General features: G+C 72.8%; 10 protein-coding genes and 1 pseudogene. 7 read left to right on the top strand and 4 right to left on the bottom strand.

Features of this window, described 5'->3' with window-relative positions:
- The first annotated feature begins 101 nt into the window (after positions 1-101).
- The 5 genes from ACIPUC_RS02675 (at position 102) to ACIPUC_RS02655 (ending at position 6,309) form a co-directional block, all read left to right on the top strand.
- Positions 102-3,677 carry an nSTAND1 domain-containing NTPase gene (locus ACIPUC_RS02675; RefSeq protein ID WP_446586359.1) on the top strand — a complete coding sequence of 1,192 codons (3,576 nt, stop codon included), beginning with the start codon at positions 102-104 and terminating at the stop codon, positions 3,675-3,677.
- Positions 3,670-4,050, top strand: a complete 381-nt coding sequence (locus ACIPUC_RS02670; protein ID WP_446586358.1) for a CU044_2847 family protein — start codon at positions 3,670-3,672, stop codon at positions 4,048-4,050. Before ACIPUC_RS02675 ends, ACIPUC_RS02670 begins: the two co-directional genes overlap by 8 nt.
- A 128-nt stretch (positions 4,051-4,178) precedes the next feature.
- On the top strand, positions 4,179-5,039 hold the full coding sequence (locus ACIPUC_RS02665; RefSeq protein WP_446586357.1) for a hypothetical protein: 861 nt from the start codon (positions 4,179-4,181) through the stop codon (positions 5,037-5,039).
- Positions 5,039-5,257, top strand: coding sequence for a hypothetical protein (locus tag ACIPUC_RS02660; protein WP_446586356.1), 219 nt, complete (start codon positions 5,039-5,041; stop codon positions 5,255-5,257). The genes ACIPUC_RS02665 and ACIPUC_RS02660 overlap by 1 nt, the downstream gene beginning before the upstream one ends.
- A 50-nt stretch (positions 5,258-5,307) precedes the next feature.
- The gene (locus ACIPUC_RS02655) at positions 5,308-6,309 is read left to right on the top strand and encodes a TAXI family TRAP transporter solute-binding subunit (RefSeq protein ID WP_446586355.1); all 1,002 of its coding nucleotides are present in this window, start codon (positions 5,308-5,310) and stop codon (positions 6,307-6,309) included.
- A gap of 4 nt (positions 6,310-6,313) precedes the next feature.
- Here ACIPUC_RS02655 and ACIPUC_RS02650 read toward each other — a convergent pair whose 3' ends face one another.
- Genes ACIPUC_RS02650 through ACIPUC_RS02640 form a run of 3 tightly spaced genes read right to left on the bottom strand, consistent with a single transcriptional unit; the run spans position 6,314 to position 9,828 of the window.
- On the bottom strand, positions 6,314-7,696 hold the full coding sequence (locus tag ACIPUC_RS02650; protein ID WP_446586354.1) for an ATP-binding protein: 1,383 nt from the start codon (positions 7,694-7,696) through the stop codon (positions 6,314-6,316).
- Positions 7,693-8,418 carry a response regulator transcription factor gene (locus tag ACIPUC_RS02645; protein WP_446586353.1) on the bottom strand — a complete coding sequence of 242 codons (726 nt, stop codon included), beginning with the start codon at positions 8,416-8,418 and terminating at the stop codon, positions 7,693-7,695. The genes ACIPUC_RS02650 and ACIPUC_RS02645 overlap by 4 nt, the downstream gene beginning before the upstream one ends.
- A gap of 30 nt (positions 8,419-8,448) precedes the next feature.
- Positions 8,449-9,828, bottom strand: coding sequence for an MFS transporter (locus tag ACIPUC_RS02640; protein WP_446586765.1), 1,380 nt, complete (start codon positions 9,826-9,828; stop codon positions 8,449-8,451).
- 468 nt (positions 9,829-10,296) lie between these two features.
- On the opposite strand from ACIPUC_RS02640, the gene ACIPUC_RS02635 reads away from it, so the two are divergent.
- Complete coding sequence (locus ACIPUC_RS02635; protein WP_446586352.1) at positions 10,297-10,875, top strand: RNA polymerase sigma factor; 579 nt, start codon at positions 10,297-10,299, stop codon at positions 10,873-10,875.
- Between the two features lie 908 nt (positions 10,876-11,783).
- Positions 11,784-12,494 (top strand): annotated as a pseudogene (locus ACIPUC_RS02630) (IclR family transcriptional regulator); the annotation flags it as partial.
- Positions 12,495-12,662: 168 nt separating this feature from the next.
- Here the strand turns inward: ACIPUC_RS02630 and ACIPUC_RS02625 are convergent.
- Positions 12,663-15,419, bottom strand: coding sequence for a glycoside hydrolase family 2 protein (locus ACIPUC_RS02625; protein ID WP_446586351.1), 2,757 nt, complete (start codon positions 15,417-15,419; stop codon positions 12,663-12,665).
- Positions 15,420-15,595: the final 176 nt, after the last annotated feature.

Raw genomic sequence — 15,595 nt, 5'->3', positions numbered from 1 at the left:
GGCGCCGGGCGCCGCACACGTCCGGAATCACCCCTGGACATCGGCAGACACCCGGATATGCTCGGCGGCTCCACAGGGATCGGTGCACGGGGGTGGACACCATGGAACCGGGAAGCGCAGCGCCCAGTGATGCCTCGGTTGCACGGATCCTGAGCGCCGGCGGAAGACCCGAGGGCGCCGGGTTCCGCGCCGGGCAGCGCGAGGTCATCACCTGCGCGCACGTGGTCGCCACGGCGCTCGGTCTGCCGCCGGACACCCAGGAACCGCCCGGAGGCCGATTATGGATCGACTTCCCGCTCGCCGAGCGCGGCGCCAGGGTGCCCGCGCGGGTCGGTGCCTGGACACCGGTCCGGCCCGACGGCTCCGGTGACATCGCCGTCCTGGAACTCCTCGCCGATCCGCCCGCGAAGGCCCCCGTCGCCCGCCTCGTCGAGGACGCGGCCGGCCCCGACCGCCGGGTGCGCGCCTTCGGCTTCCCGCAGAGCTACGACGACGGCGCCTGGAGCGTCGGCTGGCTGCGCGGCGCGACCGGCGCCGGCTGGCTCCAGTACGACACGGACCCCGCCAGCGAGCACCGGGTCGAGCAGGGCTTCTCCGGGGCGCCGGTGTGGGACGTCGCCGAGGGCGGCGTCGTCGGCATGGTGGTCGCCGCCGACACGCGGGAGGACGTACGAACCGCCTACCTGATCCCCGTCCGGACGCTGCGCGAGAGCTGGTCGGCGCTGGCCGCGAGCGCGCTGCCCGCCTGTCCCTTCCGCGCCCTGGAGCCCTTCGGGGAGCAGGACGCCGGCCTCTTCCACGGCCGCGCCGAACCCGCCGACCGGATCGCCGGCCTGCTCGCCCACGCCCCCGCGACCAGCCTCGTCGGACCGTCGGGCTGCGGCAAGTCCTCCCTCCTGTACGCCGGCGTGCTGCCCAGGCTGCGCGAACGGACCGAGCTGGAGATCGTCGTCTTCCGCCCCGGCCGGCTCGGCCGCGCCCCGCTGGACGCGCTCGCGCTCGCCCTGCTGCCCCGGCTGGAGCCCGATCTGACGGAGACCGCCCGGCTCGCCGAACTCCCAGCCCTTGCAAGGCTGTTACAGGACGGGCAGCTCCCCGCGGTGGTGGAACGGCTGCTCGCCCGGCAGGGCAAGGAGCGGCTGCTCGTGGTCGCCGACCAGTTCGAGGAAGCCCTCACCGGCACCGGAGCCGCCGCCCCCGCCGAACTGGACGCGCTGGCGGCCGCGTTGGCGTACTGCCTGCAGCCCGGCTCCCGGATGCGGCTCGTCACCAGCCTGCGCGCCGACTTCCTCACCCCCGCCCTCGCCCATCCCGGCCTCGCCCCGCTGTTCGCCGGCGAACGGCTCTTCACGGTGGGCGCGATGTCCGACGCCGAACTGCGGGCCGCGGTGGAGCTGCCGCTCACGGGCACGGGCGTCACCTACGATCCCGGGCTGGCCGACCGGATCCTCGGCGACGTCGGCAGCGACCCCGGCCGGCTGCCGCTGCTCGAGTTCACCCTGACCAAACTGTGGGAACGCCAGCGGCACGGACGCATCGGCCACACCGCGTACGAGTCCCTCGGGCGGGTCCACGACGCACTGGTCACCCACGCCGAGCAGGTGTGGACCGGCGCCCTCACGGAGACCGAGCAGCGGGCGGCCCGCGCCCTGCTGGTCCAGCTCGTCCACCCCGGCGACGACGGCGTCGCCCCCACCCGCCGCACCCTGGCCCGCTCCGAACTCCGTTCCGAGCAGTGGCGGCTGGCCCAGCGGCTGATGACCACCCGCCTGCTCGTCCCCGGCGAGGACTACCGGCCGGACTCCGGTCCCCCCGAGGAGACCGTCGAGCTGGCCCACGAGACGCTGCTGACCCACTGGGACCGACTGCGCACGTACGTCGCCGAAGACCGGGACTTCCGCCTGTGGCAGGAAGGGCTGCGCCGCCGGATCGCCTTGTGGTCCGCCGGCGACCGGCCCGGGCGGCGGCTGCTGCGCGGACCGGACCTCCGCGACGCCCGCCGCTGGAGGGCCGACCGCGCGGGCGAACTGCGCCCCGCCGAAGAGGCGTTCATCGAGGCGAGCGGCAAGGGTGCCCGGCGGCGCCTGACCGGGCTCACCGCCGTGGGCGTCGTCCTCGCCCTGCTGGCGGGGCTCGGCAGCTGGGCCTGGCGCAACGACATCAGCCAGGAGGCGGCCGCGAAGGCATCGGCCGTGCTGGTCCAGCAGTCCCGCGACGCCGAAATGGCCGGAAACCCCGGCGACTTCGGCATGTCGTACACCTCGCTGCTGCTCGCCCTGCGCGCCTACCGGACCCAGGACACCCCGCGCACGCGGGAGCGGCTCGGCGAGATGTACGCCCGGTACGGCTTCGCCGACCTGCTCGCACCCCGGTACAAGAGCGCCACCGCCGCCGTGGTCGAACCGCTGCGCCTTCCTGCCGAGACCGTCGCCGACGGCGAGGCGAAGGTCGTGGCCGCGCGGACCGGCGAGGGCAAGCTCGTGGTCCTGCGTACGGACGGCTCGGGTCTCCACCGCATGGACACGCAGCGCACGGGGGACGTCACGGCGGTCAGCCGGGACGGCACGATGGTGGCACTGGCCGACTCGATGGGACTCTCCACGGACTTCACGCAGCCACCCGATCCGCAGCGGACGGCCGCCCGGCTGCTCACCGTCGAGACCGGCCGGATCCTGGACCTCGAAGCCCCCCGGGGCGGAGACCCGTTCCCCAAGGACATCGACACGGGCCCCGAGATCCCCGGACTGGAGATGCCCGCGCTCCCCGAGATCCCCGGACTGGAACTGCAACTGCCGACCCAGTACGCCCGTCTCGCCTTCGACCCGGGGTCCACCGTGCTGCTCGGGCAGACCGGCCTGTTCGGACAGGGCGGCCGGCTCGTGCTCTGGAACGCGGCCGACGGGCGGATCAAGAAGGTCATGCCGGGACTTCCGGAGGCCGTCGAGCAGCTCTGGCTGACGGCCGGGGGCGACCGGCTGCTCACCGTGGCCAGCCAGAGCGCCTCGTTGGCGGACACGACCATGGTGGTGAAGTCCTGGGACCTGACGGGCGCCGCGCCGGCCGGCCGGGAGGTGATGCGCTGGCAGAGCACCACGAACAAGCAGGTGTCGATGGACGTGAGCCCGGACCTCACCCGGCTGGCGCTCGTCGAGACGGACGCCGCGACCGGGAACCCGGAGTCGCCGGTCTCCCACCGCATCGCCGTTCACGACCTGGGCGACGGCAGGCTCCTGCACGAGGAACGCAGCACACAGCCGGTTCCGGTCAGCGGGATCTCGCTGGGTTCCGGCGGGGCGAAGCCGCTGGCGTACTACCTGGCGGGCGAGGGCTCGCCGCTCGCGACCACACCGGGCGACGGTCCCGTCCGCACGATCGGCCAAGGACAGGCCTGGTCGGGCCTGGACCTGACCGGACCGGCCGACGGGCCTTCCGTGGTCCTGGACTCGATGGGCGTGGTCGCCGTGGTCAGACCCGGCGACGGCGACGCAGTCGGCCGGCTGCCGGCCCCCGGCGCGCAGCCGGTGAAGGCGCCGTCCGCCGACGAGGCGGCCGGGTGGATGACACGGCTGTGCCGGATCCTCGGCGACGAGACGCTGCCGCCCGAGGTGAACGAGAACGTGCCGCCCGGTGCCGACCGGGGGCCTCTGTGCGAGGGAAGGAACCGAACGCGTGGCTGACAACGCGCAGCTCATCTGGGTGCCGCTGGACGGCGAGGGCGACGGCGAGGCCGATCGGGTGGTGGTGGAGGTCCCGCCCGGCAGCTCCGGGATCGTACGGGCCGCCCGGCCCGGGGAGATCGCGGGTACGGCCGCGCGCTCGCTGGCCGAGAGCTTCGATCAGGTGCGGGCGGCCGCCGCCGTGCTGCTGGACCGGATGACCACCATGCCCAGTCCGCCGAACACGGTCGAGGTCGAACTCGGAGTGAAGATCAACGCCGAGGCGGGCGCGATCATCGCCAAGACGGCGGCGGAGGGGAACTTCACCGTCCGGCTGATCTGGGAACGGGGGGAGGGCGTGCAACCGGGAGGCGAGGACCACCCCCGCGGCTGAGTCTCATCCACCGTCCGACTGGCATCCACACGCATCTGGATGCACACGTGCATGATCAGGCTGTCCCGTGGTGAACCTCGAGGCGTTCGGCACCTGCTCGTTTCCGCAGCGAAAGGTCAGCCACGCACATGTTGCTCAGGCAGCTCGCCCTCGTATCCGAGACCCAGAACGCCCGGATCACCCCCTCACAACTGACCCGGGTGGCCGCCGCTCTGCAGAAACAGGCAAGCCGGGACTTCGGCCCGCTCTGGCAGGTCGAAGCGACCGTGGACGCCTTCGACAGCCTGGACGACGTTCCCGTCGGGTACTGGCCGCTGATCGTGGTCGACGACGTTCCCGGCGCGGCGGGATATCACACGGACCAGAACGGACAGCCGTACTCCCTGATCGAGTTCGGCACCAGCTGGTCGCTGACGGCCAGTCACGAGATGCTGGAGATGCTCGTCGACCCGTTCGGGGACCAGCTGGTGGCCGGCCCGTCTCCGCACCCGGACCAGGGCAGGGTCGAGTTCCTCGTGGAGGTGGCCGACCCCTCGGAGGCCGCCGAGTTCGGCTACACCGTCAACGGCATGCTCGTGTCCGACTTCTTTACCCAGAGGTTCTACGATCCGGTCACCGTCGAGGGGGTCCGGTACAGCTTCGGCGGCCACATCAAGGCACCCAGGCAGGTCCTGCGCGGCGGCTACATCAGCTGGCGCGAGCCGGTATCGGGCGAGTGGTGGCAGCAGACCTGGTTCAAGGGCAGCCAACCGAAGTTCCGCAACCTCGGGCGCCTGACCGGAAGCCGCAGCATCCGCGAGGCCATCGACGCCAAGACGAAGACGGTCAGCCGTCTCGCCTCCAGCGGTCCGGACTCCAGGCTCTACAGCGCCGCGAAGGCTCTCATCGCCCAGGGCAAGGAGTCCACCAGCGCCCTGGCCGATGCCTTGCGCGCCGAGATCGACCAGCTGCGGACCGAGAACCCCGCGGCGTCCGCATTCAAGAAGTGATGAGTGACGACGAGGCGTCGCAGCGCAAGGAGCGCGCGCAGGAGATCCGCCGACGGATCGCCCGGGGAGCGCGCGAGGCGTCGGAGCCGGCCGCCCCGTCCGATGAGCCACCGGAGGGCGAGAGCCTGAAGGAGGCCATCGAGCGCCGCATGCGAGAACTCGACGAAGCCGATGGCGACGAGCAGCCCCCGGCCCCGGACGAACGCGACGGTCCCTGACGGCATCGGGCCCTTCCACCCGAAGGGCCCGGTCCCGTTCAATGGAGCACATGAACCCCACCGGCACCGCGAGCCGTGACCGCGACGGCAGTGCAGGGGTGAGCCGCCGGCGGCTGATGGGCAGCGGACTCGGCGCGGTCGCGGCGGCGCTGGCCGGATGCTCGGGGAACTCCGGTCCGCTGCGGCGGCTGCGACTCGCGACGGGGCCGGAGGGCGGTCCGTACAACGCCTTCGGCCAGGCCCTGGCCCAGGCCGTCGCTGCGGGCGGCCGCCGCCTGGAGATCGTTCCGGTGAGCACCTCGGCGAGCGTGGACAACCTGCGGAAGCTGGACGACGGCTCCGTGGAGCTGGCGCTGGCCATGGCGGACGCGGCCGAGGACGCGGTACTGGGGCGCCGGCCGTTCACCCGCCCCGCCGCGGTGACGGCGCTGGCCCGGGTCTACGTGAACTACACGCACCTCCTCGTCCCGGCGGACGGCCCGGTGCGATCGGTGCAGGATCTCGCCGGGCGTCCGGTCGCGGTGGGTGCGACGGGGTCAGGGGTGCAGGTGGTGGCCGGGCGGGTGCTGCGGGCGGCCGGTCTGAACGGCGGCTCCGCACCGGCCGGCGAGCGGCAGCTCGGGCTCGCCGCGTCGGCGGCGGCGCTGCGCGGGGGCGCGGTCGACGCGCTGTTCTGGTCCGGAGGCGTGCCCACACCGGCGCTGTCCGCCCTGGCGCGCGAACTGCCGCTAAGGTTCCTCCCGCTGGACGGGTACGTGGACGCGCTGCGCCAGAGCCACGGCCCCGTCTACACGACGGTCACGCTGCCGGCCGGGGTGTACGGGCTCACGGAGCCGGTGGGCACCATCGGAGTCGGCAACTACCTCCTGGCCCGCGACGACGTACCCGCGAGCGCCACGCGCGAACTGCTCCGGGTGGTCTTCGAGCGGTGGAGCGACCTGCTCCGGGAGGTGACGGCGGGCGCGCGCCTGGAACCCCGGTTCGCGATCTCGACCGGCGCCGTCGCGCTCCACCCGGGCGCGGTCGCGTACTACCGCTCGGTGTACGGCTGAGCGCTCACGCGCAGGACGGGAGCCGGAACTCGACGACCAGGCCGTGCGGCGCGTTGCCGCAGACGCCGAGCCGGCCGCCGCTGATGCGGGCGGTCTCCTCGGCGATGGCCAGTCCCAGTCCACTGCCGCGCACGTTCTGGTGCTCGGGGGCACGTGCGAACCGCCTGAGCAGCAAAGGCAGTTGGTCCTCCGGCACACCCGGGCCGTCATCGGTGACCCGTACGACGGCCGTCCCGTCAGCGCCGTGCGCGGCGCTCACCTCGACGCGGCCGCCGCACGGCACGAACTTGACGGCGTTGTCGAGGAGCGCGTCCAGGATCCGGCCAGCCGCGTCGGGCAGGGCGCGCGCCCGCAGATCGTCCGGCAGGCCGGTCGCCGTCAACTCGAGCCCGGCGTCATGGAACACCGGAGCCCAGGCCCGCACCCGTTCCCGTACGGCACGCGACACGTCCTGGTCCGTCAGCTCCGCGCTGCCGGACTCCACCCTGGCCAGGGCCAGCAGTCCGTCGAGCAGCTCCTCCAGCCGCTCGGCCTCGTCCAGGGCGCGGGTGTGCTCGGCCCGGCCGGGCCCGGGGGCGAGGTGCGGTTCGACGTTCTCCAGCTGCAGTACCAGCGTGGCCAGCGGATTGCGCAGCTGGTGGGAGGCGTCGGCGACGAAGTCGCGCTGGCGGCCGATGGAGTCGGCCACGGCCTCCGCCATGATGTTGAAGTGCCGGCGCAGACTGCGCAGTTCCGGCGGGCCGGTGTCGGAGACGGCCCGTGCCTGGAGACTGCCCGCGGCCAGCCCCTCCACCGCCCGGTCCAGATCGCGCACCGGGCGCATCAGCCAGCGCGCGATCCCCGCGGCCACCAGGGCCGCCGCCGCGAAGGCGGCGACGGCCCCGGCGGCGATGACGGACCAGCGGACCGTCACGTCCAGCCGTGCGGCGTCGGTGGGTACGGCCATCAGGACCGTCCCGCTCACCCGCTCGTCGCGGCCCACCGGCTCGGCGAGCACCACGGTTTGCGGGCCCCACGGGCGAACGGTGGGCAGCCGGTCCGTGGAGCGGCCCGTGAGGGCGCGGCGCCGGGCCTGCGCCGCATCGTGGGCGCTCTCCCAGGCGGGCCCCGCTCCGGCCCGCGCGACCGTGGCTCCCGCCGTGTCGACGACGACCACCCGGGCTCCGTACAGCTGGGCGTACCGGCCGATCTCGGCGGACAGCTCCGACCGGTCGGCGCCCGTGCGCATCCGGTCGGCGAGATCGGCGAACCGCACGGCCTCCGAACGCCGTTGCAGGAGCAGGTGCTCGGTCCTGCCCCGGGCGTAGGCATCGGCCAGCGGGACACAGAGGAGCAGCGCCGCCGCCCCCATGAGCACCATCAGCACGGCGAGGAGCCTGCGCCTCACCGCCCGCCGTCCTGCGTGCCGTCGCGCCCGTCGTCGCCGCCGTCCCGCGCGGCCGGGGACCCGAGCTGGTAGCCGAACCCCCGGACCGTGCGCACCAGGCCGGAGCGGCCCGTCTTGGCGCGGATGCCCGCCACGTGGACGTCCAGCGAGCGGGAGGCGGCGAGGAAGGCGTCACCCCAGATCCGGTCCAGGATCTCCTCCCGGGAATGCACCTCGTCAGGGCGGGCGGCCAGGAAGGCCAGCACGTCGAACTCGCGGCGCGTCAACCGGACTTCGGCCCCCGCAACCGTCACCGTACGGCCCGCCGGATCGACCTCGACGTCTCCTGCGCGGACCGGCCCGCCGTCCGCCTCCGACCGGCCCGACGGCGCGCCCGTCCGGCGCCGTACGGTGTCGATCCGGGCCATCAGCTCGGCCATCCGGAACGGCTTGACCACGTAGTCGTCGGCGCCGGCCCGCAGGCCCTGCACGATGTCGCGCTCCTCGCAGCGCGCGGTCACCACGATCAGCGGCGCGTCGCAGACGGTGCGCAGCCGCCGCAGCAGCTCGAGCCCGTCCAGATCGGGCAGGCCCAGATCGAGCAGGACGAAGTCGGCCTCGCGGACGTGCCGCAGGGCGTCCATCGCGCGGCCCACCCTGCGGACGGTGTGCCCGCGCTGGGCGAGGGCGGTGCCGAGGGCCTGGGCCATGCGGTCGTCGTCCTCGACGAGAAGCGCGTGCATAGACAGTTCCCTCGCGACCTGGGACCGGGGTCAGCAGCTTACGGGAGCCGCCGCGGGCCGGTCCGGGCCGCCGTCGGCCTCTGCCTCGGCGTCGGCCTGCGCCTCGGCACGGCTGAGCGCGGCGTTGCGGGTGTCCGGCATGAGCACGTACGTCACGAGGGAGATCAGCGCGCACCCGGAGACGTACCAGAAGAACAGGGTCTCGTGGCCGCTGCTCTTGAACCACAGCGCCACGTACTCCGCCGTGCCGCCGAACAGCGCGTTGGCGATCGCGTACGGCAGCGCCACGCCCAGGGCGCGCACCCGGGTCGGGAACAGCTCGGCCTTGACCGCCGCGTTGATCGAGGTGTAGCCGGTGACGATCACCAGGGCCAGCAGCGACAGGCCCAGCGCGGACCAGTAGGAGGAGGCCGACCCCAGGGCGGTCATGATCGGGTACGTGCCGATCGTGCAGCCCACCGCGAAGGTGATCAGCAGGGGGCGGCGGCCGATCCGGTCGGACAGCATCCCGGCGAAGGGCTGCAGCACGGCGAACAGGGTCAGGGCCGTGAAACTGACCAGTGTGGCGGTGGTCTTCGGCATGCCCGCGCTGCCGACGAGGTACTTGGTGAGGTACGTGGTGTACGTGTAGTACGCCACGGTGCCGCCCAGGGTGAGCGCCATGACCAGTCCGGCCTGCCGCCGGTGCTGCCACAGGACCTTCAGCGTGCCGCGCGTGCTGTCGTCGTGGGCGTCCTCGCCCGACGCCTCCTCCTTGAACGCGTCGGTCTCCTGCAGCCGCCGCCGCAGCCAGAAGACCACCACCGCGAACAACGCCCCGAGGACGAACGGGATCCGCCAGCCCCAGCTCTCCAACTGGGCCGTGGTGAGCGTGTGCTGCAGCGTGATCAGGATGCCCAGGCCGAGGAGCTGCCCGCACGTCATCGACACGTACTGGAAGGACGAACCGAGGCCGCGCCGGTTGCGGGCCGACGCCTCGGTGAGGTAGGTGGCGCTGGCCGCGTACTCGCCGCCGATGCTCATCCCCTGGAGCAGGCGCGCGAGCAGCAGCACCAGAGCGCCGAAGTATCCGGCCTGGCCGTAGGTCGGGGCCACGGCGATCAGCAGGGCGGCCACCGACATCATGGTGACGGTCAGGGTGAGCGCGCTCTTGCGCCCGTGCCGGTCGGCGGCCCGGCCGAGGATCCATCCGCCGACGGGCCGCATCAGGAAGCCGACAGCGAAGATGCCCGCCGTGTTCATCAGCTGGGTGGTCGGATTGTCGCCGGGGAAGAAGGAGTCGGCGAAGTAGATCGCGAAACTGGCGTAGACGAACCAGTCGTACCACTCGACGAGATTGCCGAGCGACCCGCCGACCAGCGCGAGCCGGCGCTTCTTGCGCTCGTCGGCGGGTGGCGGCGGCTTGGGCATGACGGTGGACGAGGACATGGCGGCTCCAGACGGAAGTGCCGGACGGGACGGGGGAGATGCCCCGGAGGCGGGGAAGTGCCCAGAGCATGCGGCCGCCGTGGCCTCCGTACAAGGTCCGCCACCCAGATCTAACCTCCCGCTAAGGAAGGCCGAGGGGCGTGCGCGGGCGCCAGGGGGCGCGCGGGGGAGCGGATGCGCTATTTCCGAAAGGTTTCCGGGGACCGGCTTGCACGATCGGGCGTGTTTTCCGATTCGGTGGTGATGAGGAGCGCTTGGTGCTCCACGGCTGCCGGATGTGGGGGTAGGCAGACGCGCTACACATGCCATCGGGAAGGTTTCGCGCAGACGTGAACGTCGAGGTCGTTGCCCTCGTGCTGATAACCGCTACCGCGGTCCGTGTTTTCGCTTTTGACGTGGTCAGGGTGTTGCCGTCCCGGCGGGCGGCTACGAGCAGCCGTGGGAGAGTGCATGAGTGAGGGCGAGTTCGACCCATCCGGAGACCAGGCGGTCTCCAGCGAGCTGGCTGGTGTCCTGCCCGTGGAGTACACCGCCTTCCACTCCCAGCAGCATCGCGCCTACCTGCGCTATGCCCATCTGCAGCTGGGATCCAGGAAGGACGCGGAGTACGTCGTCGATGACGTGTTCACCTTCCTGCTGAAGGTGTGGCCGCACGCCCTGAAGGAGGCGAGCCTGCACGGGTTCGCGTGGGCGGTGCTCCGCGAGCACGTCGAGCGCAGGCTCGCGGTCTCGGCCCGGTCGGTGGCGATGGTGGAGACCGCGTGGTTCGCCGCGCTGCGCCGCGCCTCCCGGGAGCGGATGGAGCTGCTGGAGTCGAAACTCGGCCTGTACGCGGCGATCGCGGACCTGTCCGAGCGGCAGTACGACGTGGTGCTGCTGGCCTTCCTGCTGGGCAACGACAACGACACGGTCGCCCGGATGATGGGCATCTCCTCCGCGACCGTGCGCTCGCACATCCGAGGCGCGCGCCGGAACCTGTCCCGGAAACTCGGGGTGGAGTGGGTCCCTGGAGAGGAGAAGGACCAGTGAGCGATGTGACTCGCGACCGCGACCCTGTGACCTGGGACGGTTTGGACGCGGCACTGCAGGAAGCGGAGGTCCTGGTCGAGGAGTACGCCGGCTACGACGAGGGCGCGGCACGGCGACGGATCGCCCGGCGGATCGTGGCCGACCGTGCCCGCGCGGCGATCGGCACGGAGGGCGGCGTCGCGTTCGCGCCGAGGTCGGCCGGAGCCGACGACCTCGTACTGGACGCCACCTGTCACGTGCGGGCGGCCAGGACCCTGGACGAGATCGCCTGGGTCCTTGCCGAGAGCCGGTCCTTCGCGGAACTCGCCCTGGGCGCCGACTCCTGGCCCCACGGAGCGGACTCGGCACTGCTGTTCGGCTGCCTCCTGCACCTGGACGACGACGACGGCGCGCAGTTCTGGTTCCAGTACGCGGCCGGCGCCGGTTCACAGACCGCCGCCCGGTGCCTCTACCTCCACCACCTGGCCCGCGCCGAGGTGAAGACCGCCCGCCACTGGAAGCGGCAGGCCCAGGCCCTCCCGCCGGACGAGCACCTGCCGTCCCTGCCGGAGATCCCGGAGACCCTCGAGGAAGCCCTGCGGGCCTCGATCATCTGGACCTCGCCGCCCATCACCACCCAGGACCTCACCGCCCTCACCGGCGGGGGCCGCTTCGTACGCCCCCCGTACCGGCTGCCCGCGCGGCTGAGCCGGGCCGTCACGGCACGGGTCTGGTCCGAGGACCCGGACCTGGGAGAGGTTCCGCTCCCCGGCCCGCAGGTCGCGGCGGCCGTAGCGCAGCACGCCCGCCTCAACCCCCTGCACCTGACCGATGAGGCGGCGCACGCCTGGGCCCTCGACGCGCTCAAGGAGCCCCCGCCGGCCAGGCCCGCCCGCAGCTCACCCGGACGACGCCCCGCGCCGGCCGCGATGGAATCGGTCCACCAGGCCCTGCGCGTCCTGGAGGTCATCAACCGCTACGCGGGCGGCGTGAGCCTGACGCAGATCGCCCGCGAGACGGGACTGCCCCAACTGGCGCTGGCCCGGGCCGTGGAACAGCTGATCCGTGCCGCACTGGTCACCCCCGTCGGACCCGACGCCTACATCGCCGGCAGCGCCCTGCGGCTCACCCAGGGCGAGGACGGCCGCGCACACCTGCAGGAGACGCTCGCCTGGGTGAGGGACGCGGTCGGAGCCGCCGTCTACGTCGCCCGCTACACCGACGGAGAGGTCTCCATCACGCAGTACGCCGACGGACCCGCCACACCGCTCGTCGAGGAATACGTCGACTTCCGTGCCGCCGCCCATGCCTCCGCGGTCGGAAAGGCCCTGCTCACCCAGCTCGACGACGACCAGCGAAAGGACCACCTCTCCCGTCACCGGCTCACCCGCTTCACCGCCCACACCCTCGGCACCCCGCAAGCCCTCTTCCACCAGCTCGACAGCCGCCGGCCCAGCGCCCCCCTGCTCGACCTCCAGGAGTACGCGCTGGGCACGGTCTGCGCCGCGGTTCCGATCACCGCGGGGCCGAACGCGGAGTGCGTGGCCCTGTCCATCCCGGCCACCGACCCCCGGCGGCTGCAACAGGCCGCCCGGATCCTGCAGAGCGAAGCCGCGGCCGTCCTGATCGCGCTGATCGTCGCGGGCAGCACGCAGCCCGCCCCGCGTCGGAGCGCGGCGCAGGAGGGAGGGACCGGCCCCGCGGGGCTGGGCAGCAGCCTCCTGTCCCCAATCGCCTAGACCGGACGCCCCGGCTTCGGACGGGCCCGCCGCACTTCACGTGCGGCGGGCCCGCTCCGCTGCCCTCGGCTATGGCACCGCGCCTGCCGGCATGCCCGCGGCGGGAATCGTGACCGTGGGTGTGTTCCAGCCGGAGATCCGCAGCTTCGGCGCGGAGCCGCGCAGGTCCCCGGTCCGGTAGGTCGCGGTCAGCGTCGCCGCTTCGCCCGGCCAGAGGCTGATCTGGTTGTCGCTCCACCGGACGGGCAGGACGGGCGCGCCCTGCGCCGACACGAGGTGGACGTCGGTGAGTAGGGCCGGGGTGTTCCCGGTGCCCGTGTTGCGTACCGTCACCGTCGTCGTGGACGTCCCCGCGTCCCCGTCCGCCGTCGTCGACGCCGTCGCGGTGAGGGGCGCCTGCGGCATCGAGCCGAGCCCCGTGAGGTCGGCGTAGGCCGTGGTGGGCGTGTGGTACCAGGTGCTCTTCGCGTAGTCGAGCACGTCCTGCCTAGTGGAGAGCCAGTAGACGTTGCGGCTCACCTCCCGCCCGCCGGCGTCGGTGAGGAGCAGTCGGGCCAGGTAGGTGCCGGAGAGTCCGGGGACGGATGCGGGGAGCGTCAGCGCGGTGCTGCTCGAGCCGTCGCCCGCGACGCTCACACCGGTGACGGTCCGGTCGTACCGCTGGGTGCCGTCGGTGCCGAAGAGCGTGACCCGCGCGGTCAGCCCGTCGGCCGCCGAGGTCCGGTGGTTGACCACGGTCACCGCGCGGTTGTCGTACCCGTACTGGATGTGCAGGGGCTCGTTCGCCTTCTTGGCGCCGAAGTAGGCCCCGCCCTGGTCGAGATACCGGTCCACCAGCTGCCATTGCAGCGAGGTCCAGCCGCTGTTGAACATCCAGTAGATGACGCCGGTCGACGGCCGTGAGGCGTCCTTGGCGTTGCGGGCGTACGCCTCGAACTGGGCGCGCACGTTCTCGTACTGGGCGAGCTGTGCCTTGCGCACGTAGTCCTCGAGGCCGGTCGGCGGACCGTACCGGCCGGCCAGCGCGGCGTTGTACAGCTTGAGCGTCGCGAAGGTGGGGGAGGGGGAGCGGTGGTACTGGGCCGCGGAGGGGTTCTTCCACAGGGCCTCCAGCTCGGCCGGGGCCATCATGCGGCGCAGCGTGTCGAGGGTCGGGACGTCGGGCCCGGCGCTGGTCTCGGAGTTGAAGCCGGTCGCGCCGCCCTCCCGCTTGGCGTACCAGTAGCCGGGCGGCACCCAGTCGTAGGGTCCGGTCATCTTCATGCCGGAGCGTCCGGTGATCGGCGCGGAGGCGTCGGAGGCCGCGGGGACCACCGGGGTCGACCAGTCGGCGGCCTTCAGCGCGTCGACGTACATCTCCTCGATCTCCTCGTTCGGTGCGAAGTCGCTGCCGATCAGGAAGGAGATCACGCTGGGGTGGTGGCGGAGCCGGGCCGCTTCGGCGGCCATCGAGGCCTTGGCGACGGCGTAGTCGGGCGTCTCCCACCGCTCCCCGGCCTCGGTGCCGTTGACCTCCCCTTCCCACTTGTCGCAGCACTCCCAGCCGGGCAGCGTCAGGATCCCGTACCGGTCGGCGAGGTCGAAGAACTCGTCGGGCTCGATGTGGCCTTCGAGGCGCAGGGTGTTCAGGCCCAGGTCAAGGGCGTACCGGAGACGGTCCTCGACGTAGGTCCGGTCCCAGCGCAGGAACTCGTCCGGAGACCAGCCGCCACCCTTGACCAGCAGCGGGCGGCCGTTGATCCGGTACTGCCGGGCGCCGTCGGCGTTCAGCGGCGCCTGCACGTCACGGACGGCGAAGGACCCGTGAGCGGTGTCGGAGGCCGTGCCGTTCACCGTCGCGGTCAGCTCGAACCCGTACATCGGCTGCTCGCCCATCGCGGCCGGCCACCACACGCGGGGCGGACTCAGCCTCAGCGCCGGCTGGTCGGCGGGGGAGAAGACGATGCTCCGGGTCTCGTGGGGCGCCAGCGTGACGGTGCGGCTGACGGAGGCCGGGCCCGCGGTGCCCGACACCGTCGCGGTGACGGTGTCCGGTGAGTCGTTGCGCACCCGGGCCTTGACGGTCAGGTCGGCCGAGGACATCGACGGCATGGCCAGGGCGCTCACCACGTGCGCGTCGCGCAGGGCGACCGGCCCGCCGCGGCGCACCGTGACGTCGCGGACGATGCCCATGTTCTCGTCGGGCGGCGGCTGCAGCCAGTCGAGCCAGCCCATGGTGAGCCGTTTGCGCGGGTTGTTGGGCTGGATCCGGAAGGCGACCGTGTTGGCACCTGCCCTGATCAGGGCGGTGACATCGAGCTCGTGCCGGGTGTAGGCGCCCGCGACCATGCTCGCGGCGGCGATCTGGCGGCCGTTGACGAAGACGTCGGCGGCGGAGATCACCCCGCTGAAGTCCAGGTACGTGCGGGCGGTCGTGTCGGTGACCGTGAAGTCGGAGCGGTACCACCAGGGAACGGTGAAGTCCGCGGCCGGGATCTGCTTCTGCTGGGTGGAGTAGAAGGGATCCGGGTACGCGCCGGCGGCGAGCAGTGCGGCGAGGACGGTGGAGCGCGGCCCCGCCGGGTACCAGCCGGCCGCCGGATAGCCGGGACTGGCCACGGTGGCCGCCGGGTCCGCGACCTTGGCCGTCGACTGGATCGCGTACCCGGACAGCACCGTCGCGCTGCCCGGCGCGGCGGAGACCGGGGTGGGCGTGGTGGCCGCGGCAGCCGGGCCGGCGCGCGGCCCGGGAGCTGTCCGGGTGGTGCCCGCGGTGAGGCCGAGGATCAGGCCGGCGGCGGCGAGGGCGGCGATTCCGCCGCGTACGAGAGCGGGGCTGCGGAACACGGGGCCTCCCGTGGGGAACCTGAGTAGACCGGAGCAAACCTGGACAGAACGGACCTGAGTGTGCCACGGCACAGGTCACACCCGACGGCGACAGGCCCACACGGGAGCGTCGGCTCGACCGCCCGCGGCAGCGGGTCCGCCATGGGAGGCGCATTCCGCGGCCGGACTGCGTGCCT

Source organism: Streptomyces sp. LARHCF249, assembly GCF_052871255.1.
This window is presented reverse-complemented; position numbering and strand designations above follow the sequence as displayed.

Bases quoted from the DNA above. Each gene is read 5' to 3' on its own strand.
- ACIPUC_RS02675 (WP_446586359.1), top strand. From the start codon at position 102: ATGGAACCGGGAAGCGCAGCGCCCAGTGATGCCTCGGTTGCACGGATC.
- ACIPUC_RS02665 (WP_446586357.1), top strand. From the start codon at position 4,179: ATGTTGCTCAGGCAGCTCGCCCTCGTATCCGAGACCCAGAACGCCCGG.
- ACIPUC_RS02660 (WP_446586356.1), top strand. From the start codon at position 5,039: ATGAGTGACGACGAGGCGTCGCAGCGCAAGGAGCGCGCGCAGGAGATC.
- ACIPUC_RS02655 (WP_446586355.1), top strand. From the start codon at position 5,308: ATGAACCCCACCGGCACCGCGAGCCGTGACCGCGACGGCAGTGCAGGG.
- ACIPUC_RS02645 (WP_446586353.1), bottom strand. From the start codon at position 8,418: ATGCACGCGCTTCTCGTCGAGGACGACGACCGCATGGCCCAGGCCCTC.
- ACIPUC_RS02640 (WP_446586765.1), bottom strand. From the start codon at position 9,828: ATGCCCAAGCCGCCGCCACCCGCCGACGAGCGCAAGAAGCGCCGGCTC.
- ACIPUC_RS02635 (WP_446586352.1), top strand. From the start codon at position 10,297: ATGAGTGAGGGCGAGTTCGACCCATCCGGAGACCAGGCGGTCTCCAGC.